Source organism: Membranihabitans marinus (assembly GCF_021729155.1).
GTDB classification, from domain to species: domain Bacteria; phylum Bacteroidota; class Bacteroidia; order Chitinophagales; family Saprospiraceae; genus Membranihabitans; species Membranihabitans marinus.
On sequence record NZ_JAJQYA010000048.1, the window covers coordinates 1 to 26,348 of the forward strand.

General features: G+C 38.7%; 15 protein-coding genes. 3 read left to right on the top strand and 12 right to left on the bottom strand.

Annotated features, from left to right (window positions below; translation table 11 throughout):
• On the top strand, window positions 1-921 hold a 921-nt coding region (locus tag LVD51_RS18655; protein ID WP_236972890.1), incomplete at its 5' end, for an IS1595 family transposase.
• A 187-nt stretch (window positions 922-1,108) separates the two neighbouring features.
• Here LVD51_RS18655 and LVD51_RS18660 read toward each other — a convergent pair.
• The 12 genes from LVD51_RS18660 to LVD51_RS18715 all read right to left on the bottom strand — a co-directional run bounded on the left by LVD51_RS18660 (window position 1,109) and on the right by LVD51_RS18715 (window position 22,539).
• On the bottom strand, window positions 1,109-3,268 hold the full coding sequence (locus tag LVD51_RS18660; protein WP_236972891.1) for a DUF5916 domain-containing protein: 2,160 nt from the start codon (window positions 3,266-3,268) through the stop codon (window positions 1,109-1,111).
• Between the two features lie 199 nt (window positions 3,269-3,467).
• Window positions 3,468-4,880, bottom strand: coding sequence for a hypothetical protein (locus LVD51_RS18665; protein WP_236972892.1), 1,413 nt, complete (start codon window positions 4,878-4,880; stop codon window positions 3,468-3,470).
• 71 nt (window positions 4,881-4,951) lie between these two features.
• Complete coding sequence (locus LVD51_RS18670; RefSeq protein ID WP_236972893.1) at window positions 4,952-5,947, bottom strand: 3-hydroxyacyl-CoA dehydrogenase family protein; 996 nt, start codon at window positions 5,945-5,947, stop codon at window positions 4,952-4,954.
• Window positions 5,948-6,127: 180 nt separating this feature from the next.
• Window positions 6,128-6,955: a 3-keto-disaccharide hydrolase gene (locus tag LVD51_RS18675; RefSeq protein ID WP_236972894.1), complete on the bottom strand. Its 828-nt coding sequence runs from the start codon at window positions 6,953-6,955 to the stop codon at window positions 6,128-6,130.
• Window positions 6,956-7,022: 67 nt separating this feature from the next.
• Window positions 7,023-8,468, bottom strand: a complete 1,446-nt coding sequence (locus LVD51_RS18680; RefSeq protein ID WP_236972895.1) for a hypothetical protein — start codon at window positions 8,466-8,468, stop codon at window positions 7,023-7,025.
• A 12-nt stretch (window positions 8,469-8,480) separates the two neighbouring features.
• Window positions 8,481-11,426, bottom strand: coding sequence for a PVC-type heme-binding CxxCH protein (locus LVD51_RS18685; RefSeq protein ID WP_236972896.1), 2,946 nt, complete (start codon window positions 11,424-11,426; stop codon window positions 8,481-8,483).
• 40 nt (window positions 11,427-11,466) lie between these two features.
• Entirely contained in the window at window positions 11,467-12,828 is a 1,362-nt protein-coding gene (locus LVD51_RS18690; protein WP_236972897.1) for a cytosine permease, read from the bottom strand.
• Window positions 12,829-12,852: 24 nt separating this feature from the next.
• Window positions 12,853-14,268, bottom strand: a complete 1,416-nt coding sequence (locus LVD51_RS18695) for a sulfatase family protein (RefSeq protein WP_236972898.1) — start codon at window positions 14,266-14,268, stop codon at window positions 12,853-12,855.
• Window positions 14,269-14,334: 66 nt separating this feature from the next.
• Entirely contained in the window at window positions 14,335-15,795 is a 1,461-nt protein-coding gene (locus LVD51_RS18700) for a hypothetical protein (RefSeq protein ID WP_236972899.1), read from the bottom strand.
• A gap of 304 nt (window positions 15,796-16,099) precedes the next feature.
• Entirely contained in the window at window positions 16,100-17,584 is a 1,485-nt protein-coding gene (locus LVD51_RS18705) for a neutral/alkaline non-lysosomal ceramidase N-terminal domain-containing protein (protein WP_236972900.1), read from the bottom strand.
• 119 nt (window positions 17,585-17,703) lie between these two features.
• Window positions 17,704-19,170 (bottom strand): RagB/SusD family nutrient uptake outer membrane protein, encoded by a 1,467-nt coding sequence (locus LVD51_RS18710; RefSeq protein WP_236972901.1) that lies wholly within the window; start codon window positions 19,168-19,170, stop codon window positions 17,704-17,706.
• Between the two features lie 27 nt (window positions 19,171-19,197).
• Window positions 19,198-22,539 (bottom strand): TonB-dependent receptor, encoded by a 3,342-nt coding sequence (locus tag LVD51_RS18715; protein ID WP_236972902.1) that lies wholly within the window; start codon window positions 22,537-22,539, stop codon window positions 19,198-19,200.
• 378 nt (window positions 22,540-22,917) lie between these two features.
• Here LVD51_RS18715 and LVD51_RS18720 point away from each other — a divergent pair, with 378 nt between their 5' ends.
• Together LVD51_RS18720 and LVD51_RS18725 are read left to right on the top strand one after the other, a co-directional pair.
• The gene (locus LVD51_RS18720; protein ID WP_236972903.1) at window positions 22,918-23,478 is read left to right on the top strand and encodes an RNA polymerase sigma factor; all 561 of its coding nucleotides are present in this window, start codon (window positions 22,918-22,920) and stop codon (window positions 23,476-23,478) included.
• A 35-nt stretch (window positions 23,479-23,513) separates the two neighbouring features.
• A complete protein-coding gene (locus LVD51_RS18725; protein ID WP_236972904.1) occupies window positions 23,514-24,668 on the top strand; it encodes a FecR domain-containing protein in 1,155 nt (384 codons plus the stop codon).
• Window positions 24,669-26,348 lie beyond the last annotated feature (1,680 nt).

Consider the following 26,348-nt stretch of genomic DNA (forward strand, 5'->3'; position numbering starts at 1 on the left):
TCTTTTTTTGACTTCCAGCAGCAATTTCCTGATGATGAAAGTTGTTTGAAGTACCTCTTTGACAAGAAATGGGAAAAAGGTTATCAATGTCACCGTTGCAAACGCAAAAAGTACTGTTCAGGTAGAAAAAAATACAATCGCAGGTGTACGGCTTGTGGATATGTAGAATCGCCAACGGCCAATACATTATTCCACATGGTAAAGTTTAGTTTGAAGAAGGCCTTTTATATCGTTTATTTGGTCTCGACAAATAAAAGGGGCATAGCCTCTACTGAATTGAGTAGAAAACTCAATTTAAGACAAAAAACTTGCTGGCTTTTTAAGCAAAAGATCATGCAATCTATGGGCAGTAGAAAAAAATATCGGATTGCTAACGAAGTAGAAATTATGACCTGCGAATTGGGTATTAATAACGTCATTGAAAAAGGGGAGAAGGTAGTGAAGAAGAAGCTCGCCGTGCTCGCTCATGAGAAAAAAGGGAGTGGCCGAGGCAATACCTATGGCCACAGAGTAAAAAATCTCAGTGCGAAAGAACTTAGATTTATTTTCAATGATCATGTAGAAAAGGTAGCTCCCATTAAAACGACGGGATGGATAGGGTTTAGACCTCTGCAAAATGAATTTATGAGGATGAGGGCAGTATTACCCAATAAAGGTAAACGTCCTTTAGTGATGCCTTATCGGATCGGTTGCGGTCTATTGCATTGGCTGAGGGGAATTCACGGACATGCTGAACATTTACAGTATTATATAGATGAATATTTCTTTAGACTCAACCGAAGTGATATGGAGGGAGACTTGTTTTATCACGTTATAGATCGGATGATGAAGCACGAGCCGAGGACGTATCGCGATATCGTGATGCATAAGCCTAAAGCAATGTTTTCCGAAAATACCCGACTTTTACAGAAATCCGCTTGATTAAAAAAACTCACATCGTTAAAAAAACACTGTGATTTTTATTTGCAATTGTATCATGGCGATAACAATTCCATAGAATACAATCTTCAAATACCCTCGTAATTTTAACCGTCATTAAAAAATACAGGACCTATAATTTCTACAAAAAATATTCTGACCCTTAAACTTATACGAAATGAATTTCGTTTTAATTAATCCAATACGTCATCTTAAAAACCAAGGCTCTACTGCGCGACTCCCGTCCATCAATGGCATAATTATCAGTATACACCAGAAATATATCGGACACAGGCTGATATCGCCATTGAAATCTCATGTTGAGATTAAGATTATCTATTTGCTCATTGTATTGCACAAAAAGAGACCAAAATATCTTCTCTGTTAAAGTAATATCTAATTTTGGCCCAATCAACCATAAATCAGTAGGTATAAATGGGTAAGGCAATGAAATATCAGTGTAATTAACATTAAATGACATATTCACATATGGTTGAATCCGATACCCCAATTGTCCTTGAACATATTGAATTGTCCCATTATAGAAATCTCCCTTCGATATTTCTGCAGACCACGAAAGTAGTTTTTTCGCCGTAGACGTATAACTGGCCAAAAAACGTCCAAAAGAATAGGTACTGCCTTGAGGTAGAATAAAGTCACTGCGGTAAGTAGGATCAAAATCTCGATCCAATTCAATAAAACTCTGTTTATATCCCAAACTTAACTCCGACCGATCTCGAAATACCAATAAGTAATTAATGGTATTGTTCTGCTCGTTGCGTTGAAATTCGGGATTAAAATACAGCTCGTGAGACAAGGTAGGACCATGATTGACGATCTTCTTATTGGGGACGAACAAATAGGTAATGGTCGGTCTTAAAAGATGATACCCTCGACGTTGAATATAGCCCACCTCGGCATCGTAATTTTTGCCAACCGATATTTGAGACAATTCAGCCTGAATGTTTTTTGTCTTGTAAGCCAAACGCGCACCCTGTGAATATCGATGATTGTCTGTCTTGGCCTGAAATGAATTATGGTAGTAAAATTTTCCCGTCCAAGTATTGTTTTTACTGGCCAAGTTATAATCCAAACCCAATACCCTGTTGTACAATTCACTGCTATCTGGCTGATTAAAATACTCTTTGTTTACGAAAATAACGCCAATATTAGATCGGGCAAATACCTTCTTCTGTATGGAAGCTACCGTATAGTTTCGGGCTAAATCTTCTTCTGTTTTTTGAGTCGTCATATTCATCAACCCCACTCTCACATCATTGCCTAATTTACCACTTAAACGAACGCCACCTAATACAGGGGCATCCAAACCAATCCGTCGAGTGAAAAAAGGCGTAGTTGAAGCCTCTCCATAACCGGAAAACAAATCACTGTTTTGTAAAAAAAATTGTCGTTTTTCAGGAAACAGTAACTCAAATCGATCAATATTAGTAATTTGTTGATCTACTTCAACTTGAGCAAAATCTGGATTATAGGTCAAATCAATATTCATGGAAGATGACAATCCAATCTTGGCATCCATTCCAAAATCAGCATCGTATTTCCCCTTACTATTTTGATCTGGTGACTTAGAATAACTACCATTGATATAGGGGATGAAAGACAGTTGCACCTTGGATGGAGGCAATTCATCTTCAAAAACCAATCGTCCTGTATAAGACAAAGATGCCGTGGGAAATTGTCTCGGGACTGGAGCCCACGATGACTTTTCATTGGATTTTAAATCCAAGCGACTAAAATTTATATTCCACTCTTTACTGCCCGAAGGATAACTTATCGACTTAAAGGGAATACTCATCTCTGAAACCCAGCGATCCTTATAGTGTTTGGTCACAGAAACCCATTTACAATCCCAATCCGTATTGACTTTCGAACCATCGGACATGGTTCCATCCCATTGTGCTCCTGAAGCCGACACACCAAACGAAAAACCCGTAGTTTGATCTAAAAAAGGATCGAGGAACAACAAGAAATTGTCGTTTTTACCAAAACTAAAATCCCGACGAAAAGATTCCATAACACGCTTTCCAGGTAACGTATCATAAAATGTAATGGCAATATACAAATGCTGGTCTGAATAACTGACCATCACTTCAGAGGATTGACTAGCCCATCCCGTATCTATAGGGAGTACCTTAGCAAAATCTTTAGCTTCGTCGGCTCGTTTCCAATCCAATTCATCCAACTCTCCATCGATAATTATAGGCTCTTTCGCCTTTTTGGCATAATACCGATAGTCCTTGTTATACTGCCTGTTCGTCGACTGCGCAACAGTTGACTGATAGATCATCATCCATGCCACTGTGAATAAAAATAAAATCTTGTACTTCAACGATTTTAGTTTTTAGGTGATATATTTTACACAAATACCTTTGTGTCAGTTTTAAATTTCTACCCCCGATCACAGACCGCACATAATCCGCCAAAAGTCTATCCCTTTTACTCGATCAATCTAAAAGACCTCTACTACGAAATACATTTAAAATGTAAGTTAAGATTTTAAAATTATTTGGTATTCCCCACTATCCCTACTAATCTTTTAAGTCTTTTAATAATCGAATTGCAGCTTCTGCCATCAATTCTCCCCCTCCAGGAGCCAATCGAGAATTAATGGTCTCGTACCCCCCTTGTTTAAAACCCTCCTCTGTAGGTACATAGGCAATATGGGCATTGGTGAGTTCAAGTACCATTGTCATCTTAAAAGGAGAGGCCTCTTTTATAGCTAATCCCAACTCCACAAACACTTCTCCTGGCATTCCGACAATAGCAACATCATCGTTCAATTTAATCACTTGAATCTCAACCGGAACCATCCAGGTACCGGATTGAACAGTAGGCGGTACTGCTTCAAATTTTCTAATTCGTTCCAAAGAACGAATTTTCATCGATCGTCTAAGTTGAAAAAAAGCGGCTTCCTCTTCATAAAAAGGCTGGTCAGTTTTAGCTTGCGCCAATTCATCTTCAGTGTAATGTTGTAATGGAGCATAAACTATTTCTGACTTCATCGACAAATCAGGTCTGTCTATTGCCCTCAAAACAGGCAATTGTCGCTCAACTTCATCGGCTAATGCAAAACCTATTTCTTCTGAAGTCAGCTGTTCCTTCTTTTTAATATTGACATGGTTAAGATTGCCACAAGTACCTTGACCATAAATAGAGACAAAATCCTCTCCAAATGTAGACTTAAGTTTTTGAGCTAAGAACCCAGGAAAATCTGCACTAAATTCAGTACCTCCCTTGGTATCAGTATGGTTGGCAAAATTGACAAAAGTAGCCTTGGGCTGTCCTTTCGTATCTTTCATCCAAAGTATTCCCACTTCCGGATCATTCGGTCCAGTAGCTTTTATTGCTGCGGGATTAAGTATACCGGGATTGGTTTTAACCTTGCCTGTATTCAAAAAATACCTGCGGTTAAATGATAAATTATCCCGATACCCACTACTGAATTCCATCGTCATCGGTTCTCGTTTTGCTTTGGCTTCCAACACAGAATTAGCAATACTATTGGCTAACCATTTATCATAGGGTAATCCATCGATATTCTCCACCTTTGGAATAGGTCCTCGTATATGTTCATTTAATTCCAAAATATCATTTTCATAGGCAGGGGAAGTATGTGAATGCGTTCCCGCTATGATGATATTTTCATAGGGGATAGAGGTCTGGGTCGCTATAGACATCCTCGCCGCAGTAGAAAGCGTTCTACCCACCCACAATAGGTCACAAGAAACAACAGCCACTTCCTCATCTCCCTGTTGCAAATACATGGTTTTGGCATAAAGGGAATCGTGGACTCCAGTACTGATACCTCTATAATGTGGATAACCTACCGGAGGAGTGATATTTTTTTCCACCATACCCACCAATAATTCTTGGCCTTGAATGATAAAACAGTTCAACATTAAAAAACATAAACCAAAAGCTATTCGTTGAATTCCCTTCATAATCTCAATCCAATATTTTTTTAATGATTTAATTCCTTTCCAATCAACCAAATATTTTCTATTTAGGATGGTTAATCGTCCACATCTGCCTTATTCATTTTCTGCTTTACTATATCACTGGGATATTGTAGGGCTAACTCTCTAATTTTATAAGTAAATTCTGTAAATGTTTTTTCCCACATTTCAGCCTCTTCATCGCTATAATCGTAAAAACCATTGGCATTGGAAACCCCATTTCCGTCTCGCTTGACTATTTCATCAATCAATTTGGGAACTTCAGTCCCGTTGTGCAATGTCGGAAACAAATTTTTCATTACGGTGTGATATGCCTTTACTCCGGTCAAGTCCATCCAACGAAATACTCCTACAAGAGTCATAAAATAACCGGCATTATTACGACAAGATCGATCGACATCCTCAATCGTGGCGTATCCATTTTCTACCAAATGAAATGCTTCCCTATACATAGCATACATCAACCGATTGGTAATGAAACCGGGAATATCTTTACGCACCAAAATAGGTTCTTTAGCCCATTGGTGTGACAGTTGATATAAATATTCGCCTAGTTCTACATTGCTCTGATCTCCACAGATTATTTCCAAAAACCGAGTGGTATGAGAAGGTTCGGCCCAGTGCAATCCGAAAAATCGCTCTGGTCTTCCGGTAAGTGCCTGTAACTGGGTTATAGGTATAGCCGAGGTATTACTGGTTAACAAGGCATCTTCAGCCAAATGTGGCTCAATTTTACCAAAAACTGAGGCCTTTACATCTATATTTTCAATAGTACATTCCAAAACAATTTTACAATTCTTTAGGTCTGCATAGTCTTCTGTAATGGTCAGGTTTTGAAGATAATGTTCTGGTGAATTTTGAACGATACCATTGGCAAATGATCGCTCAAAATGTTTATTTATTCTGCTTTCTGCATGATTTAGATCGGCAGATATTGGAGCCAATGCCACTACGGGATGTCCTGCGATTAATAAGCAAGTCGTAATACTACACCCCATCAATCCAAGTCCCACTACAGCTACCGGAATTTCACTAGTATTTATGTTTTCCATATTCAATTTTCAGAAAAATCACCAAGCTAAAGAAATGAATAGACTTAATGATTATATTTTAAAATATAAAAAGACCATGGTTGGCCCTCGCTCTTTAGAGAGCCAACAAACAGGGTCTTTTTTTACATTATTATTTTTTAGGATAATTATCCTATTGATGAACTACTTATCCTCAGCCAGTTATAAAGGTTTAAGATCGATTTTTCTAAAATGAATCTCAGCTGCTTCAGATTGAATTTGAATTCTTCCTTTACTTGGAGACACATTAAAGGCTTTGTTTACCACAACACCATTTAAAATAACCACTATGGTATCTCCTTCAGCTATTACCTCTAGAGTATTCCATTCACCAACTGGTTTTTCCACATCATCTGGACCTCTAAAATCAATGGTGTCTTTCCATTCTGGAGAACGTCCCCACCAATTCACTCTACCACTATTCCTAGTCTTCATTTCACCTCCTTCTTGGAACACAAATGAAGTCCCTTGCAATTCATCTGCAGATGGGCTGGTTACAGAAAATTTATCTGTTTTGTCCCCAACTACTATAAAGTCTCCAGTTCCTCCTTCAATGATTTGAACCTCTATAGACAACATCCAAGTACCATTATACGCACCATCTTCACCAATAGAATGAACTAAAATACCACAGTCTCTGGCTTTGTCTTCACGAGGTGCATGGGCGGGACCACCCCATTTAAACTCCGTAGTTAAATGATAGTTCTCATATTCTTCATCGGTAGTAATACACCCCCATTCTTCTCCGGTAATCTTAATGATACCATCTTCAACGGTAAATACTGATTTGGGATCGTTGTCGCGACCTCTGTCTTTTAAAAACGTATACCATCCATCTAAATTTTCCCCATTAAACAGTTTTATGGTTTCGCTATCTTCCTCCGCTGTTTCCGTCGTAGAAGAAGTTGAAGATCCACAAGATGCCAGTAAAATAGGCAAGAGTAAACATAGTGTAGACCAATATTTTATTGACGTCATCGATATTTTCATAGATTGTTTATTTTTCTTAGTTTATAAATATTCTTATTTGTTTTGATTGCTAACAAGGTTGGAATTATTAATCCAATCGTTTTAGCAATTCCATTATTTTATCGGTAATCTTCACTGAGGCATTGACTTCCAAATAACTAGATTTGGCCCTCCATGTTTCGTAGCCTCCTAGGGCATGTTGCTCTGGAGTAGGTAAATAACCATTGTATCCATTGGCCAAAGAAATGGTAAACATATCTTCAAATGGATTTTCCTCTTTAAGCTGCAATCCAATTTCTACAAATACCTCACAAGGGATGGCTGCAATAGCTAGGTCACCTAATCGAAATGCTTGCATAATCAAGGGCACTTGGGCAGGATAATCCTTCATCGCCATAGTCTCATTAGCGTATATTTCTTCTCTAGACTTCAGAACTGGTCCCTCTGCTTTAGCCAATATTTTTTTGGCACGCTCAATTTCATGAGGTTCTGGACGACGAACACCAAGAGATATCTCATCTTGTTCACTATCTAAACTAATCCAATCTTGATAATCGATAAACTGCATTACCTTATATACTTCAGCAGCCACAGTATTGGCCACAAAATTGATTTGACTGTATGCTCCGCCAGTTTTTTTATACGCTTTACCCGAATAATCCACATTGTTGATATTGCCACTTGTACCGTTGGACATAATGCCTACAAAAGGGATATCTTGGTCATCAACATCCAACAATTGAGTCATTCTCTCAGCAAAGGCTCCATAATAATCGGCTGATATCATACCCGCTCCTGTATTCCCCACATAATGCAGAGAATAATTAGCCAATAAAGCGATTTGATCCCCATCCAATGACTTAATAGAAACTACGGAAACCTCCGGATCTACAGGCCCAGAAGGCACAGTCTTATTGGGATTGTTAACCCCTGGATTCATTTGAACTTTATCTTGACCGCCAAATGGATTAGTATTGGTATAACCTTCTTTCAACATCCATCTTCTATTGAATACCTGAGTAGGTTCACTACCAAAACCCCAACCAATCATAGCTGGAACTCTATTTTCATAAGCTCTGGCCACAGCATCTCCAATCTTAATACTTAAAAACTCAAGATAGGCTGGATCTGGAGTGCTTTGAAAAACATTACAAGCCGTTCCTGAAGAGTGAGTATGTGTAGCTGACATCATCATATTCTCTACTGGTATTCCAGTCAATTCATGGGCTCGTTTCTTGGCTTTATCTAAAGTTTCTCGATATACCATACAAAGGTCAGATATCACAAATGCCAATTGATTTTCACCATTGTCGATTACTATTCCTTTGGCATGGGTTTCATCGTGAACGTTGGTTGTCGCTCTATCTCTCATCCCTCCATTAATGGAATATCCAATTGGTGGAGTAATGATGGTTTGAGCGGCACCTGCCAGTAATACTTTCTCTGTTTGGCTTTGTCCATTTACATTAAACATTGACAAAATACCTAAACTACACATTAGGCAACTTTGCCAGATTTTTATATTCATATTCATTTTCTATGCTTTTTAAAAAGTACTGCCCGATTTTAAATAGGCAATTAAGTCAAATAAATCTTGTTGTGACATAGTTTGTTCCAAGCCCTCTGGCATCAACGAAAGTCCAGTATTGGTAATCGAGGCTATTGCTGATCTCAAAACCGTTTCATCATCTCCAGAACCAATCCGCAAGGTTACGCTGTTGTCTGTTTCAGAAACAATCCATCCCGTAATGGAACGATCATCCTGGGTCTGAATAGAAACGGTCTGATAAGTGGGATAAACTTCATAATTGGGCACCAAAGTATGTAGTAAAATGGCATCGGCAGGTTGATTTTTAATCCCTGAAAGATCTGGTCCTACCCTACCTCCATTACCATCATAGGTATGACAAACACTGCAGATCATTTCAAATTTTGCCTTGCCATTGTCAGGATCTCCATTGCCTGAAAACATATTTTTGTAGTCTTCATAAATCTTCATTCTATCTCCACTTTCTAGAGCTGAAAACACTTCCTCAGCCTGCTTTTTAATAGCGGGATTGTTACTCTTCATCAAGCGCTGGCGATTGGTAGAAGGTATATCAGAGGCAGCGATTAAGCCATCTTCTATAGCGTCAAGCATCACGGGAATAAAGGCTTTTTTGGATACCAAGGCGGAAATGGCTGTTGAACGCACCTGAGGTGTAAATCCCGACCAAGTATCGGAATGTGTCAACAAACTTGCTCCAGCTGCACTTCCTTGTTTTGATATAGATTTTATTGCAGCCTGCTGTATTTCGGGCAATTGATTGGACATCAGTGCAGACTTAAGTATGGATAAACTTCTTTGGTCATCGGTATATCCCAACAGCTCCAGAGCTGTGATCCTAGTATCTAAGTCAAGTGAAGGATCGGAAGCCATCTTTAACGCTGATTTAAAGAAGGACTCAAATTTTTGCTTTTCGCCACCTTTAGTCATCCTAGAGGTTAAAAATGACAATACACTTTTGGCTTTCGATAATTCCTTTCGTCCAGACAAACCTTCTGCCAGTCCCAAAACGGTAGCTACTCCGGCTTTAGATTCCGCCTGATTTTGCAAAACCATATTTAATATTTCTTTGCACTGAGCTATGGTTGCACCGTTGCCAAACATCTGTCCAAGATCTTCCATAATCAAGGGATAAGCCTCTGAATCGACATCATCCAAAGCATTAATTTCTGTTAAGAATGGCATCATTCGTTGACCGATACCACTTAATATTCCAGCACGCATCCAAGGATCTTGTCCATCAGACAATGCCAACTCCGCCAATGCCTTGGTTGCATCTTCACCTTCTTCAGAACCCAACACCAAGGCGACATTGAATTTCACCTGCATATTGTCGTCCTTTACTCTAGCTAAGAACGCCTGTTTTAATTCAGTGTCAGTATTATACTGATCTGCCGACAACAAAACAGCTTGTTCTCTAACACCAGCTTCGCTATCTTCCAAGGCTTGTATCAACACTTCTACACTTAATTTGTCAAATACATGAAGAATCCACAGTGCTTTAGCTCGAGCGCTTGGAGAATCTGATGACAATGCAACCTTTTCCAATCCCTGGAGATCAGTTAATTTATCTTGCTGCAACAACAAGTTAAAAGCCGTTAAACGATCCCATTCTTCATTTGATTCCAAAAAGTTAAGCAATTCTGCCATGTCTGGATCAGCACTAAACCATTTTTTATTCTTCAAACCATTGACACGATCTTTTGAGGAGATTCTATAAATTCTACCCATATCTCGGCCACTCTGAAAATCGAGTTTATCTCTGATAGCTTCAGGAACATATGAGGGATGATCGATGACTTTTCGATGCATATCTACCACGTATAAGCCACCTTCTGGTCCTTGATTTACGTAGACTGGCCTAAACCATTCATTTTCTGAAGACAAAAATTCTTTCCCTTCATAGGCTAAGTCCGATTTAAATGCCACTCCATTGGTAGACATTATCTGGCGCTGAACCAAGTTCTGAGCAGACTCACAGATAAAGACATTGCCCTCATGAGCTGGACTGAGTCCCGACCCATTAAATATGAATGTACTACTGGCAGAAGTAAATGTTCCCTGATGTGATCTCCCCATCAAATTGGGCATAAAATCTGAAGTCGTAGCCACATCTACTAAAGGAAATACTACAGCTTCTGCAGCCACCTTGGATACATTTTCCACCATCTGATTGTAGGATAGATAAGGATTTCTATTGAGATATTGGGGCTCTATTACGGTTTGCATCACAGGATGCCGATTCGAACAACCAAATCTGTGGCCATACAAATCAAAGGTTATCCCAAACTGACTTCTTCCTCCTACGATTTCAAATTCAAAAGTCTTAGGATTAAACCTTCCATCTGAAGCTGAAAAAACTACCTTATCCCGTTCTGGATGAAGAGGAGATACAATTTCTCCTCCATTCAGTCCACTAGTAACGTAAATCCAGCCGTCCAAACCAAGAGTCGGGTGGCTCATTCTCAATTGTGCAGTTTTGGTATCCTTAAACCCAGTCAAGACCACTTGGCGAATATCGGCTACTCCATCACCATCTGTATCTTTAAAATAATAGATGTCAGGTGCACAAGTCACAAAAATACCACCGTCCCATGGTAGTACACCATTGGGATAGGTCAATCCGGTGACAAACTCTCGTCTTTCATCGTATTGACCATCTCCATCGGTATCCCGAAGTTGAGCAATTCGTCCAATTTTGTCGTCTGGAGTTCCACCTTCAGGAGGATCGGGATATCCTCTATCTTCGACCACGTAAAGCAATCCCTGAGGATCAAATGCATAGGCCACAGGATCCATTACCAATGGCTCCTGAACAATTAAAGTGGCCACTAGTCCATCTTCTACCACTAGACCAAGATCGTTTTCTGGTGATTGACAACTCGATGCTGTCAAGACCAAAAATATGACAAGGTATAAACTCCAAATGCTGTTTCTGTTTTTCAATATCTTCGTTTATTGTTAGTAATTTATTTTGCTTTTTGTATTACTGCTTAGGCTCCAACTTACTCTGCCCAAATAAAGCCCGCAGTTGATTTTCAGGCGTTGTACCTCGTTTTATAGCATGATTCATCCATAGATAATAAATCACTCCAGCAGACACCATTCCATTGATCAATGAAATAAATATAGATTGGGTAAAATACCCGATCAAAAACCCACCTATCCATGCAACATATGCTGCGGGGTTAATATTCATATTGGGCATACCATTTTCGTCTTCATATTGACTCCTCTTCTGTGGGAATAGCCAATAATCCACAATAACCGTAATGGCAATAGGACCTATTAACCAAGCTAAAAACTGCAAGAAAAAATTGAATATTTGATCTGGACCATACCAAGCAAAAAATATAGCTAAGCCCCAGCAAATCAACAATACCAATTTTCTCGTCTTTTCTTCATTCTTATAGATGGGAACCGGTGGAGCGGACATCATATTGGCGGCAAAATAAATCGCAGCCATACAGGTAGACCATGAACCCAAGAAAATAGCGAAAAAAGTTATTTCTAATAGACCAAATCGATCCATGATTAAGAAAATATTCCACTCTCCTGTGGCCAAGGCTCCGATAGTAGCTCCAATGTATTGGAAAACCATCAAAACACCATAGGTGAGAAATAATCCCCAAGTGGCCTGTTTATCATTTTTATAAAATCTTGTAAAATCTGAAATTACCGTATTGCCGTGTAACCATCCACCAGCAGTAGCAGTAAATACGACCAATATAGAAGCTGATGCTGCTGGCGCATTTTTTATAATTTCAAAAAATCCTCCTCCGACATCGAGAGCCCCCCAAACGGTAGCTACCAATATTAATATAATAGCAGGAGCTGCCAAATAATCCACATAAGCTATCCACTTCATGGTTTTATAAGCGGGAATTAAGAAAATAATAGCCATCATAAGTGTGACCACCCAAAATACGGGACTGCCCACTTCTATGGCCATCATATTGACAAAAGCATCTCTAGTAATATTCAATATTACGGCAAACCATACCACCGTAGTGATTGATATGATCATATTGGGTAATAATACCCCTTTATTTCCATAGGAATACCGGTATATCATAGCACTGGTATATCCTGTTCTCGCACCGATGACACCGATAAGTATAGCAATAATACTATTGAAAGCACCAGCCATAAAGATTACGATCATCGCATCCTTAAAAGGCAATTGAGTACCGACCAATCCTCCTACCAAAAGACTGGATATCACCAATACAAAACCCCATAAAATAAAGGTATTTGGCCAAAACCCTAGTCGTTTCGACATCGGCAATTTGGATCGTACGGCATCCCCTAAGGCCTCCATTTCTAACTCTGTGTTGTTACTGTCCATTTGTGATTTATTTTTAGTTAATGATTACTTGGAAACCATGGGAATGGGATTACTGACCTTACCCGGTGGACGTTGGTTTTGCCCTGGCCGATTTAAATCACCCAAATCCTTCCTCGCCTCTTCTGCTAATATTGTCAATTGTTGTACAATTTCGGGATTAGAAGAAGCTAAATTATGGGAAGATGAAATATCTTCTACTACATTAAATAACAATGGCTGTACACTATCTGCGGAATCAAAATGAGGATGGTTGCGAAACTCTTGTAAAGGGACAAACAACTTCCAAGGACCACTACGAACAGCTTGCAATTGATGCTGATCATAATAGTAAAAAGCAGTATATGGAGTTTTGGTCCCATATTGCCCATCAATGAGATCGTTAATGGGATGCCCATCAATTTTTACACCTTCAGGCAGTGATACATTGGCATATTGAGCGAATGTAGGTAAAAGATCCATGGTGGTCACCATCTCTTGACAAACCGTAGACGCAGGAACCCTGCCTGGCCACCACATAATGCAAGGCACTCTAAATCCACCTTCCGCCGTAGTATACCCCCGGCCATGAAGAGGACGATTCGTTCCGCGTTCTACCCCTTCCATATCCTTGCCCATTGGAGAACCATTGTCCGAAGTAAATATCAGTAAGGTTTGTTCTGCTATGCCCAATTCCTCTAGTTTTGACATTATTTCTCCGAGGGACCAATCGAGTTCCTCTACACTATCTCCCCAGGGCCCACTCATACTCCGACCGCGAAATCCAGCGCTGGAGAATGGTTGCTTTGTACTACCCGGCATGGCTTGTGGCAAATAAAGGAAAAAAGGATTGTCGGCATGATTTTCTATATATGCCAATGTCTTTTCAGTATAATCACGAGTGAGTAAATTTCTATCTACTTGGTGATCGAGGACTTTGTCGTTGAGCATCAATGGCAGATCAGGCCATTGATAACCTTCATACCGTTGGCCCAATCGCAGTCCAACCTCTCTCGTCATATCGTCACTGTATGGAATTCCATAAAAATAATCGAAGCCCTGATCTGTGGGCAGTAATCCAGGCTGATCGCCTAAATGCCATTTGCCTATTATCCCGGTTTGGTATCCTGCTTTTTCAAGGACTTCTGCTATAGTGATTTCATCTGGATGTAGTCCATAAGGTGAAATAGGGCGCAATACTTGACCATCACGATCATTCCAATGCATACCTACTCGCTGAGCATAACATCCTGTCATAATCGATGCTCTAGAAGGTGTACATACCCCTGAAGTCACATAAAAGTGAGTGAATTTTCGGCCTTCCTTGGCCATTTGATTCAAATGTGGAGTACGGTTAACAGTGGAACCAAAGGGCTCAATATCACCGTACCCCAAATTATCACAATAAAATACAATAAAATTTGGTTGTTTTGAAGCATTGCCTTGTGCTTGTACTATTGACACACTCAGTCCCCAAAACAAAAGGAAACATAAAAAGGAATTATATAAATTTTTAAATATCACTTTTATCTAGTCCAAATTGGAAAACAATTCCATTAATTCAGCAATGATTTTGCGTGAGGCATTGAGTTCTACCCTATTGGTGCTTAACCATGTCTCGTATCCACCAACCTCATGTTGTTCCGGCGATGGCAAATATCCATAGGCTCCATTTGCCAATTCGATGGTAAAAGTATCGTCAAAAGGACTCTTCTCTTTGATTTCCAATCCAATTTCAGCAAATACTTCAAATGGAATAGCAGCTATGCCCAAGTCACCAATTTTGAAAGTTTGCATAACAATATCAATTTGATCTGGCCATTGCGTCTCCAATTGCATGATTCTATTAGCGTAGTTTTTCTCCAGTGGATGAAACAAGGGTTTGTCATCCATTGGTCTTTCCATAACTAGTTCCATATTTTTGAGAACTTCTGGACTCGCTCGTCTAACATCCAAAGTCAGTTCCGATGCCGCTGCACCTAATTGCACCCAGTCTTGAAACTTTACATTTTGATAGGTTTTGTATACTTTATCTGCTACATCATTGGCCACGATCTTCATCTTTTCATATGGTTCATGATTTTCTCTTGGCTTACCAAAATTAAGATTGTTGATATCTCCGCTGGTACCGTTGGACATAATGCCAACAAATGCAGGTTCTTGTCGATCGGCTCCAAGCAATTCTTGCATTCTATCCCCAAATATTGCAAAGTAATCAGCAGACACATGTCCTTTAGGTACCCCACCAACATAGTGTAAAGAATAATTACCCAACAATGCTATAGGCCGCCCATCTACAGACTCCAAAGCCAAAAAAGAAACTTCTGGATCAATGGGTCCTGCTGGTTTATCGAGATTGGGATTGAGATTGCCCGGATTCATTTTTGCCTTATCCATAATACCCAATGGACTCATTACTGGTTCCTTCATCAACCAACGTCTGTTGAAAACATGATCGGGAACGTCGACACCTCCCCAACCTATTTTTGCAGGCTCTAGATTTTCGATAGCTACTAATACACCATCAGCCACTCTCTTGGCTACAAATCGTTGGTATTCATCCAATGGTTCCCCATACTGCCACCCTCGACGTTGACTTCCAGTCTTTCCAGCACTGATGCTAGAATGGGTATGAGTAGATGCCAACATTAAATTGGCATAGGGAATCCTTGTTTTATTGTGTATTATAGCCTTGGCAGCATCCAAAACCTCTCGATTTATAGAAACATTGTCAATGATGGAAAAAATCAAGGTTGTATTTCCGTCATTCAAGGCAATACTTCTAACATTGATTTGATCGTGAATATAGGTAGCTGGAGGCGAATTCCAATTCCCAACCACCGGTTCTCCCAAAGGAGGCGTAATATTACTAATAGAAGCTCCGGCCATAAAAACCTTGGATTGAGACTGACCGTTAGTATAGGTTAAAAACAAAATCAATACAGCCAAAATGCTATTGAAAAAAGGTCGCTGACTCATTTGATTTCTCATCTGATGTATATGGTTAAATATCATATTGACTTAGTAATTTTTTTAGTTAAAAAAGTTTCTATTTTTATTGTATTCCCAAACTTATTCTATAATTATCTATATTTATAATACTATCATACAGAAAACTGATACTATCTTTCAACTATTGATGAAATATTGTTAAAAAGGCCCGAATATGAATATTCGAGCCTTCATAGGAAATCTTTAATCTTATTACTGCTTTTCCATTAGTTAAAATGGCTACCTAATCACAGTAATAGAAAGAAAAAATAGGAAGAATTTATCTTCGGAATTTCAGTAAAATTTAGTCCAATTTTGAGAATAAACTCAACAACTCAGATACGATTTTTCGAGAGGCATTATACTCCACTCTATTCGTACCCAACCATGTTTCATAACCGCCCAATTTATGTTGTTCCGGTGTGGGTAAATAACCATAAATACCGTTCGCCAACCCCAGGGTAAATGTCTGGTCAAATGGACTTTTTTCTTTGATTTCTAATCCAATCTCTGCAAATACTTCGAAGGGAATAGCAGCGATACCCAAATCTCCAACCTTAAAAGTCTGCATAACGACATCAATTTCATCAGGCCATTCTTCTTCGATGATTTGTATTCTCTCTGCATAGGTCTTTTCATGACGATGAAAGAGCGGCTTGTCATCCACCGGACGCGCTCTTGCCAATTCCATATTTTTAAGTATTTCAGGAGTTGCCTTTCTAACTTCCAAAGTCAATTCTGACTGCTCGGCACCTAATGACACATAATCTTGAAATGAAATTTCTTGATAAGCTTTATATACTTTTTCGGCAACATCATTGGCCACGTAATTCATTTGTTCGTAATACGGCTTACTCACTCGTTTACCTCCAAAATTAATATTATTGATATCTCCACTGGTACCGTTAGACATTATCCCTACAAAGCGAGGCTCTTGACGATCGGCATTGAGTAACTCTTGCATTCGATCGGCAAATATGGCAAAATAATCTGCTGAGATAGATCCATGAGGTACATTGCCAACATAGTGTAAAGAATAATTACCCAACAAGGCAATGGGTTTTCCGTCTTTGGACTCAACAGCCATGAAAGCAACTTCTGGATCAATAGGTCCAGCCGGCCTAACAAGATTTTCACTTCCCGGATTCATCTTAACTTTATCCATACCTCCAAATGGATTCATTACTTCTTCTGTCATAAACCATCTGCGATTAAATACATGTTCAGGCACATCGACCCCTCCCCAACCTATTTTAGCTGGCTCGAGATTTTTATATGCCGTTTGAACTCCATCGGCTATTCTTCTAGCAATAAATCGCTGATATTCATCCAAAGGTTCACCGACCTGCCATCCTTTTCTATTTCCTTTAGTATTATGCGCTCCAACACCAGAATGGGTATGAGTGGATGACATCATAACATTGGCATAAGGAATACCAGTTCGATTTTCGATAATGGCCTTGGCAGCGTCAAATACTTCCCGCTTTATATGAACATTATCTACTACAACGATAGCCAATGTGGTTTCGCCATCGTCCAATACAACCGATCTAGCATTTAAATCATCGTGAATATAGTCGGCAGGGGGCGAATTCCAGCCTCCAATAATAGCACCCCCTAAGGCAGGAGTAACATTACTTATAGAAGCTCCAGCCTTAAATACTTTAGATTGAGCTTGACCGGAAGAATAGGTGATAAAAAAGACGAATAATGTCATAAGGCTACCACCCAAAAGATTCCACCTCCTTTGGTTAGCCTTTTGACTTTTACAAAATTTGTTCAAATTCATTAGTAATTTATTTTTAGTGTAATTTTTAGTTTTATAAAAATATTTTATAATTATCTCTAATTATAATACTATCTTTCAGAAAACCAATACTATCTTTCAATATTTATCTAATTCTGTTCTTAATATCCCGGATTTTGATCTTCAGGCCCCATTGCTTCATTTAAATCAAATTCCAAAGAAGGTATAGGCCACAACAAATGTTTCTCCGCTACACTTCTGAAAATATACTTTTCCATGTTGTCATACACTCTACCACTACGCACTAGATCAAACCATCGTTTGCCTTCAAATTGAAATTCGTATCCTCGCTCTTGGATAATCAAATCGACAAAAGTGGTTAAATCATAATCTTCAACATTAAAATCAACCGGTGAGGGCGAATTGACATCATAGCCATATGCTCTTCTGTGAACCATATTCAGTTTTTCCATAGCGTCGGCTGTAGGACCATTTTCAACATAGGCCGTAGCTTCAGCATATATCAATAAAAGTTCAGCAAAACGATAGACCGGAAAATCAAAAGTGGCTATAGTTGCCGTACCGTCGGGATCATTATATTTTTTAGGACAAATATGAACGGCATCTTGAGAAAATGCAGGCTGACCGGGCAGGTAAGTATTTGCTTTATCCGACTCATACCAATTAAATTCTTTACGAAAATCTCCATCTTCCCATTCCACATAAAATGGATTTAATTTATCCCAATTGAAGATACCGTAGCCGGCACTACCAAAATATGGGGTATTAATTTCTTGGGTAAATAGGATCAAACTACTTTTAGAATTTTGATTGTATTTGAAATAAAATATTTCTTCCGGCGAACTGGCAGTTAACCCAAAAAGGTTATTAAAGTCTTCAGGCTGAGACACCGGCTCTAAACTGTATTGATTGGCTTCAATCACCTCCAATGCAGTCGAGCTGGCCAATTGATATTCCTCTAAATACAAGTACACATCAGACAAAGCCGTTTTGGCAGCCCATTTGGATGGCCGACCGGCGATTGGAGCTTGTTCTGGTAAATATTGTGCCGCAAATTCCATATCAGATCGGATCAAATCATATACTGCCTCTTGACTACTCTTTGGTGCACCAGTGGTTTCATAAAGATTTTCTTCTGTATATATAGGAAGTCCACCCCAGGCTCTAGTTAAATGAAAATAAGCTATAGCTCTTAAAAATTTAGCTTCCGCTACAAAACGATCTTTATCAGCCTGACTTAAGCTTTCACTTTTCTCAGTATAATGAATCACTAAGTTGGCATTTCGAATACTGGAGTAAAAACTATCCCAACTTCGAACAATATTATTGGAGGTAACACCATCCAAGCCCTGCATGGTTTTACAAGCATCAAAATTGGCCGCACCGTTCATCCCACTACCGTATTCGGTTTGACATTCAATCATGGACAACCACCATCCGTCTATTCTCTCTCTCATGGGAGTATAAATAGCAGCTAACCCTGTTTCTACTTCTCCGGGTGCATTATAGAAACTTTCGACAGTAAGTGATTTAGGTTTTTCGATCAAAGCATCTTCACAGGCAAAAAATGCAATTAAAGGCAATATATATAATATGATATTTTTCATAATGTGCTGTTTTTAATTAATTAATAATTAGAATCCAATTCTAAAGCCAAAAGTGTATGACTTGGCAGATGGATAAGTAGAATAATCTATCCCTTGATCCAGTGAATTGGCACCCCCTCTTGAGTTAACATCGGGATCAACCCAGGAATACTTAGTGAAAGTGAGGAGATTTTGACCACTAAAATAAATTTCAGCATTGGCAATATTTTGAACATTGGACAAAGGCAGTTGATAGGTAAAAATGATATTACGCATTCTTATATAAGAACCATCCTCTACGTATCGATCGGAAAATAAATATTTATGACCTTGATGAGGCAGTGGATACTTGGCATCAGGATTGTCAGGAGTCCAATAATTATTGATAACCTCCTTTAATTTATTGGTTCCATTGGTATTATCCACTGTAAAAGCAATCGAGCTCATATTGATAATATCATTGCCATAGGTTCCACTGAAGAACATTGACAAACTAAAAGCTTTATAGGACATGTCGGAGTTCAAGCCGAAAATAAAATCGGGATTAGGATCTCCTAATTTTACTTTCTCCTCTGATTTGTATTTCAAGAAACCATTTTCATCGTATCCATCTTCTTCGTATCCATAAATAATTCCCAAAGGCTCTCCTTCGCGATAAGTATTCCCCCAATCGGTAAATCGAATCATGGACAATTGCCCCGCTAGTATATCTTGTCCATCATATAATTCCAACACCTTAGATCGATTAAAGGAAATATTGGCATTTACATCCCAATTGAAATCCCCTTTGGGGAGTATAACAGCGTTTCCAGACAATTCAAACCCTTTGTTAGATATTCGACCAATATTACGCAGCGAATTGGTATACCCAGTACTTCGAGCCAACTGCACAGCATTCAACAAGTCAGTAGTTTCTTTAACATAGTAGTCTGCCGTAAAATTAAAACGACCATCCATAATCGTCCAGTCCAAGCCAAAATTGACTTGCTCCGTTGTTTCCCATTTCAAATCGGCTGCTAATCGCGTGCTGGGCGACATGGTAGTAAACAATGAACTTCCCCAAACCGTACTACCGGGATTCAAGGTATTTAAAGTTGAATAAGCACTAATGGCTTGATTACCCGCTTTTCCCCAGCTCGCTCTCAATCTCAAATCACTAAAAACATTTGGATTTAAATTAAAGAAATTCTCCTTAGACAATCTCCATGAAAAAGCTGCAGAAGGGAAATATCCCCACTTATTGCCTTCAGTATAGATGGAAGAACCATCACCTCTAAAACTCACTGTAAAAAGGTATCTATCGTCATAGCTATAATTCAATCGACCCAATCCCGATAACAATACTGATTTGGAATAACCGGAACCGGGAATGCCAGGAACAGCAGCAGTAGCCAATCCATATGATTCCGAAACATCACTCAAGAAACCTGTTCCACTTCCATTCAAAGATGTAGTTATGAAATCCTGATAAGTAAATCCAGCAACTGCACCGAAACTGTGTTTATCTCCGATATCTTTGTTGTAACTCAAAGTATTCTCATTCAACAAACTGGTGTATTCCGAGCTAGAAACTGTAGCTCTACCATTCGGATCATTTTGAAAATTAATAGTTTGATAGAAGTTAGAATTGGTATTTCGGCTTTCGACTCCTCCAGAAATCTTCAAAACTAATCCTTCTATTATAGCATAAGAAAGACTGGTGTTGACCAATACGTTGTTGGATGAAAATAAATCATCTTGTTCATTAATAAAATTAAGAGGGCTATACAATGCCTCTGATACGAAGGGATAGTGTTCGACGGGTTCTAAATAACTACCGTCTTCTTCATATACTGGCAAACTAGAAGGAATACCATAGGCTCGACCAATCAATGAGGTCCCGAAACGGCCTTGACCAGATAATTTACGTGAGGATTGATTCTTAGACAGGGTCAACGATAGGTCGACTGAAAATTTATCATCGAATTTATGTTGAAGTCTATTATTTAAAGAATATCTCTTGTAATCACTATTTTTAATAATTCCCTGTTGATCAAACAGTCCTCCAGTGATTGAAAATTTAGTTTTTTCATTACCACCTGCAATGTTTAGGGAATAATTTTGGATAGGGGCATCGGTCTGATAAACGACATCCTGCCAATTCGTCCCCTCTCCCATGGTCCTAAAGTCATTGATTTCAGATTCTGAGAACAGAGGATCTCTACTTAAATTGGCATACAATTCATTGAAATACAAACCATACTCCAATGGATTGGCCATTTCAATTTCTTTTATTACCCGTTGAAATCCCAGACTTGATTCTAAAGTTATTTTTGACTTACCGGATTCTCCATCTTTTGTAGTTATCAAAACCACACCATTGGATGCTCTCGATCCATAGATGGCCACGGCAGAAGCATCTTTTAAGATTTCTATACTTTTAATACTAGAATTATTTATGGTTTCCGGACTACTTACGGGGAATCCATCTACTACGTATAATGGTTCATTGGCCCCTACAATGGAAGTAGTTCCACGTACTCGAATACTGATTGCACCACCAGGATGACCTGTATTCTGTTTTACCTGCACCCCAGATGCTCTACCTGCCAGCGCTTGCATCACATTGGCGGAAGCGTAGGCGTTGATTTCTTCTTCATTGACAGAAGACAATGAACCGGTAACATCTGACTTTTTAACGGTACCATATCCCACTACGACTACTTCGTCTAAAGTCTGACGGTCTTCATCCAACATAATGGAGAGCGTAGCCATCCCATTTACAGGTACTTCTTTGGTTTGATACCCAATATAAGACACAATCAATATGTCATTGTCATCCACATTAGTAAGGCTAAAATTACCCATAAAATCGGTAGAGGTACCGAGGCTAGTCCCTTTAACCAATACATTGACCCCTATCAAGGCTTGCCCCTCGGAATCGGTAACGTTACCCGATATATCCAACACAATACCATTGTTGGATTCAGAAGTAGGAGACTTAATTCGATTCAGTCCAATTCTAGGAATAATCCTTACTTTAGGTTTATTGACGATTCTTACCACTTTACCTCGTTGGTTCCAACGCAGTGATTTGTCTTTAAATAATTGATCCAAAAAAGTTCTAAAATCGACGTTCTCTGCCTCGATACTTACTTTTTGCTGATCGTTGACAGCTTCCAAATCGTACATAAAGGCGATATTGGTTTGTTCTTCTATGGCATCGAAGACTGTCTTAAGCGTTACATCTTTAAATGACAGGGTTATTTTCTCCGTATCCTGAGCGGCAAATACTATTTGACTAGATACTGAAAAACTAAGTAAAATCAAGAAAACCTTAGCCAAAATCGAATTATTTCGGTCTGTTTTATTGAATAATAAGAGAATTTGAAGATGGCGAAATAGATTCATATCCACATATTTTGATGTTAAAAATTAATGACCTCAACTTAAATACCTGAGAATATGAATTACGGGTTACGGCAATGTTAATTTTTTAAAAATAAAATAAACAAATTTTACTATTGACTTATGGTCAAAAACCAAAGAAACTTACAAAAATAGAGCGTTTGCCGAAAAAAAGATTCCTTGTTTTAGCGGAAAATATGACTGATAGAGCGATTGTTATGTCTTATTTTTTATTGTCAAAAAAAGGGTTAACTTTCTCTACATAAAAAAATTATGTTACATTTAAATTGTACTAATGGAAACATATTAAATATCAAACGATTTGAATACAATAAAATACAAAAAAAGGAATATGAAATAATAGAAGAAATAATGTAAACAATGATGAATCCAACCAATGATATTGATTTTATTAACAAACTAAAATCAGGTCATTTAACAGCCCTCAACCATCTATTTACTCAATATCAATCTTGGCTAAGTATATGTGCTTATACGGTCTTGCGAAATGAGATAGAAGCAGAAGAAGTAGTTCAAGAATTCTTTATAGACTTTTGGGAAAATAAGAAATATAGATTAATCGAAGCCAAATCGATACCTGCCTTAAAAAACTACCTATTTATTTGCATTAAAAACCGTAGTCTCAATCGAATCGCTAAAAATAAAACCAGACAATCTAGATATGCCGACCTCCTACTGCCTCAAGACTACACACTACCAGAAAATAGGCTGGAATCATTAGACCTGAAAAACAACATTAACCAAGCTTTAAATCAGCTCACAAAACGGCAAAGAGAAGTATTTGAATTAGGCTATATTTCCGGTAAAACACGCAAAGAAATATCGACTGAATTATCAATTTCACAAGAAACCGTTAAGAAGTTAATGGCCAATGCATTGAAAACATTACGAAAAATTTTGAATAAAACTGAATCGCTGTAACCCTTTACTTTAGATTAGCTGTATTAATGATAGATATGGAAGAAACAAAGGATAGAATATATCAGTTAATGACGGAAAAATTAGCCGGTGTCATCAGTGCAGCAGATGAAACTTTCATTGATGATTTAATAGAAAAAGATCCTGCAATTCGAGAAAAATGGCAAAAATTTCAATTAACTATCTCGTCTAACACCATAAAAAACTTCAAAAACTCAAAAACCACACCTCCTTGGACATTGGAAGAACGTTCTATAGCTCATCGATTTGATCTATGGATAAAAGTGGTGGCGGCATCCGTAATGTTATTGTTGGGATTGTCTGTAATTTACTTTTTTTGGAATCATTCCCAAGACCAACCTCTGATTGTGTCAATCGACCAAACTACTGACCATATCGCACTTACCCTTGCCGATGGTCGGACCATCAACCTAAACAAAGAAAAAGGTCAACTTAATTCCAGTGGTACAGATATTGAAAATACGAGTCGAACGCTAATCATTAAAGAGAGCGAGAAGATAGATGAAGCTGCAGAAGCCATTGCACTCAACACTTTGACCGTTCCTATAGGAATGGATTATAAGATTGAACTACCAGATGGTTCCCATGTTTGGTTAAACTCAGCCACCACAATGAAGTTCCCTTTAAAATTTCAAAGTCATCAACGTGAAATTTATATTGAAGGGGAAGCATACTTTGACATAGCAAGGGATGAAAACAGACCATTTATTGTTCACCTACCCGAATCAGATGTAGAAGTATTGGGCACAGAGTTCAATGTAAATACCTATGATACTGGAGTTGACAAAGTAGCACTTATAGAGGGTTCTGTCAAACTAAAAGTAGAGGAAAAAGAATCCATCATAAGTCCAGGGACAGAAATCACCTATAGCATAGAAGGCGGTATGTCTGAACAATCTTTTCAAGCCAAACAAGTCTTAGCATGGCAAAAGGGACTATTTTATTTTTACGACGCCAGTTTACTCCAAATTTGTCAAGTTCTACCTCGATGGTATGGACTAGATATTCAATTGGACAATCCGACGATTAAGAGTAAGCGATTTGCCGGCATATTGGATCGCAACCAACCCATTGAAGTTTTTCTAGAGGATTTAAAGACCATTACACAGATTGAATATTACATTGACAGTGAAAAGAGTGTCTTGCATTTTAGGATACCAGAAGACAAATAAATACGACATATAATACCAAATCTTCGATTCCAACCGACTTCCTTCACTTCGACTATTACCTCGGTTAACTTCAGAGTAGGGGCTTATTGCAGGGCCTTCGACACAGCTCAGTACTACTTATCCAATGGATATTTAATACGAATTACATTTATAATTAACGGAAATCTTTCGATTTATTTGAAGTTATACATCGTTTAAAATACTCGCCGTAGCTACGGCTATGGAGCCACCCCCTCCCGAAACGCGGAGGTTTCGGCTCCTTCAACCTTGACCGATTTACGGTCTTTCCCTACCCACCCACGACACAGCGGTCGTGGCTCCCTCATCGTAGACCTATTTAAGGTCTACGGTTCTTCGAACTACATTCGGTCGTGAGCTTCTTTCAGTCGTAGCCTCGTCTAACTCCAAATATTTTCAAAATCTTTTCCGTCATCATAAAATGTAAATCGTATAATCCCTCGGATTTTTCAATAGAACAACTTCATTAGGTCATGCCGGCATGGTGGTATTTTACCTTACGAATTACGTTGAAGTCAAGCCGGGGTGACCGAATGAAGTACACGACTGAATATAACAGAATGAAGTCACGTAGTGACCAAATACCCTCAATGGATGACCGATCAAAATGCACGACTGAATAAAGTTGCTCTAATGTCCCCCGCTGGCGGGGGTGTCTGAAAGGCGGGGGTGGATAAAATAGAATTGGTACCCGTAATAATTGTTCGAATGTCAGAAATCAAAATTTTGATAAATTATATTCTAATCACGCCTCGGCACAGTGGTCGTCTTCCCTCAATGCTATTATAATTTTATTGTAAAATGAAATTTTATACTGATCAATATAAATGCAATCTCGCCTCGGCACAGTGGCTGCGACTTCACTCGCCCTGGCTTCCCCACCCACGACACAGTGGTCGTGGCTCCTTCATCAGATGAACATTTAGTTCATCTGGTTGCTCTTCGAGCAACTGCATTCAGTCATGTTCTGGACATTGGATACTACGTATTTCGCTCGTTCACACCCGAAACACGGAGGAATCGGCGGCTGAGCTTTGTCGAAGCCCGGTTCCTTCATCCATTATTAAATTATTACTGCAATCGTAGTTTATGCTTGTCAATCTTAAAGTAGTGTGGTCACGACACGGAGGTCGTGACTTCTCTCGCCCTGGCTTCCCCACCCACGACACAGAGGTCGTGGTTCCCTCATCAAATGCCTATTTAAGGCATTTGGTTGCTCTAAAGAGCAACTTCGCTCAGTCATCCTGAAGGGATGATATGTCATAGCCGTGGTTTGAAAAACCACGGTATTGGCATCAGACAAAATTGATTTGGCGGACTTTTTGCATTGTCAATTTTCTGACACGAATAGATCATATCTTTACATTCCCCGTAATGATATAATAGGATAGATTGGGCAAAAAGTGTGACAAATCCATATGCATCAACATTCGTGTTATCATGCAATTCAATCTTTGATTTTAATAGAGGGTGGATTTTCTTGCCAATAGAAGAGAATTACCTCGTCCCTTCAGGACTTTTTTCTGATAAGGCATTCATTTCATAGGGTTTCACCCTATGCTATTAGACTACGTCCACTTCGACCTGGATATAGTATAAAATTCAACACTAATAGTTAAGCTACAAATGTTAACTTTATAATTATGAAAAAGGAAAGAAGAA

Excerpts from the sequence above, each read along its gene's own strand:
- LVD51_RS18665 (WP_236972892.1), bottom strand. The coding sequence starts at position 4,880 with ATGAAGGGAATTCAACGAATAGCTTTTGGTTTATGTTTTTTAATGTTG.
- LVD51_RS18670 (WP_236972893.1), bottom strand. The coding sequence starts at position 5,947 with ATGGAAAACATAAATACTAGTGAAATTCCGGTAGCTGTAGTGGGACTT.
- LVD51_RS18675 (WP_236972894.1), bottom strand. The coding sequence starts at position 6,955 with ATGAAAATATCGATGACGTCAATAAAATATTGGTCTACACTATGTTTA.
- LVD51_RS18680 (WP_236972895.1), bottom strand. The coding sequence starts at position 8,468 with ATGAATATGAATATAAAAATCTGGCAAAGTTGCCTAATGTGTAGTTTA.
- LVD51_RS18690 (WP_236972897.1), bottom strand. The coding sequence starts at position 12,828 with ATGGACAGTAACAACACAGAGTTAGAAATGGAGGCCTTAGGGGATGCC.
- LVD51_RS18700 (WP_236972899.1), bottom strand. The coding sequence starts at position 15,795 with ATGAGAAATCAAATGAGTCAGCGACCTTTTTTCAATAGCATTTTGGCT.
- LVD51_RS18705 (WP_236972900.1), bottom strand. The coding sequence starts at position 17,584 with ATGAATTTGAACAAATTTTGTAAAAGTCAAAAGGCTAACCAAAGGAGG.
- LVD51_RS18710 (WP_236972901.1), bottom strand. The coding sequence starts at position 19,170 with ATGAAAAATATCATATTATATATATTGCCTTTAATTGCATTTTTTGCC.
- LVD51_RS18715 (WP_236972902.1), bottom strand. The coding sequence starts at position 22,539 with ATGAATCTATTTCGCCATCTTCAAATTCTCTTATTATTCAATAAAACA.
- LVD51_RS18720 (WP_236972903.1), top strand. The coding sequence starts at position 22,918 with ATGATGAATCCAACCAATGATATTGATTTTATTAACAAACTAAAATCA.
- LVD51_RS18725 (WP_236972904.1), top strand. The coding sequence starts at position 23,514 with ATGGAAGAAACAAAGGATAGAATATATCAGTTAATGACGGAAAAATTA.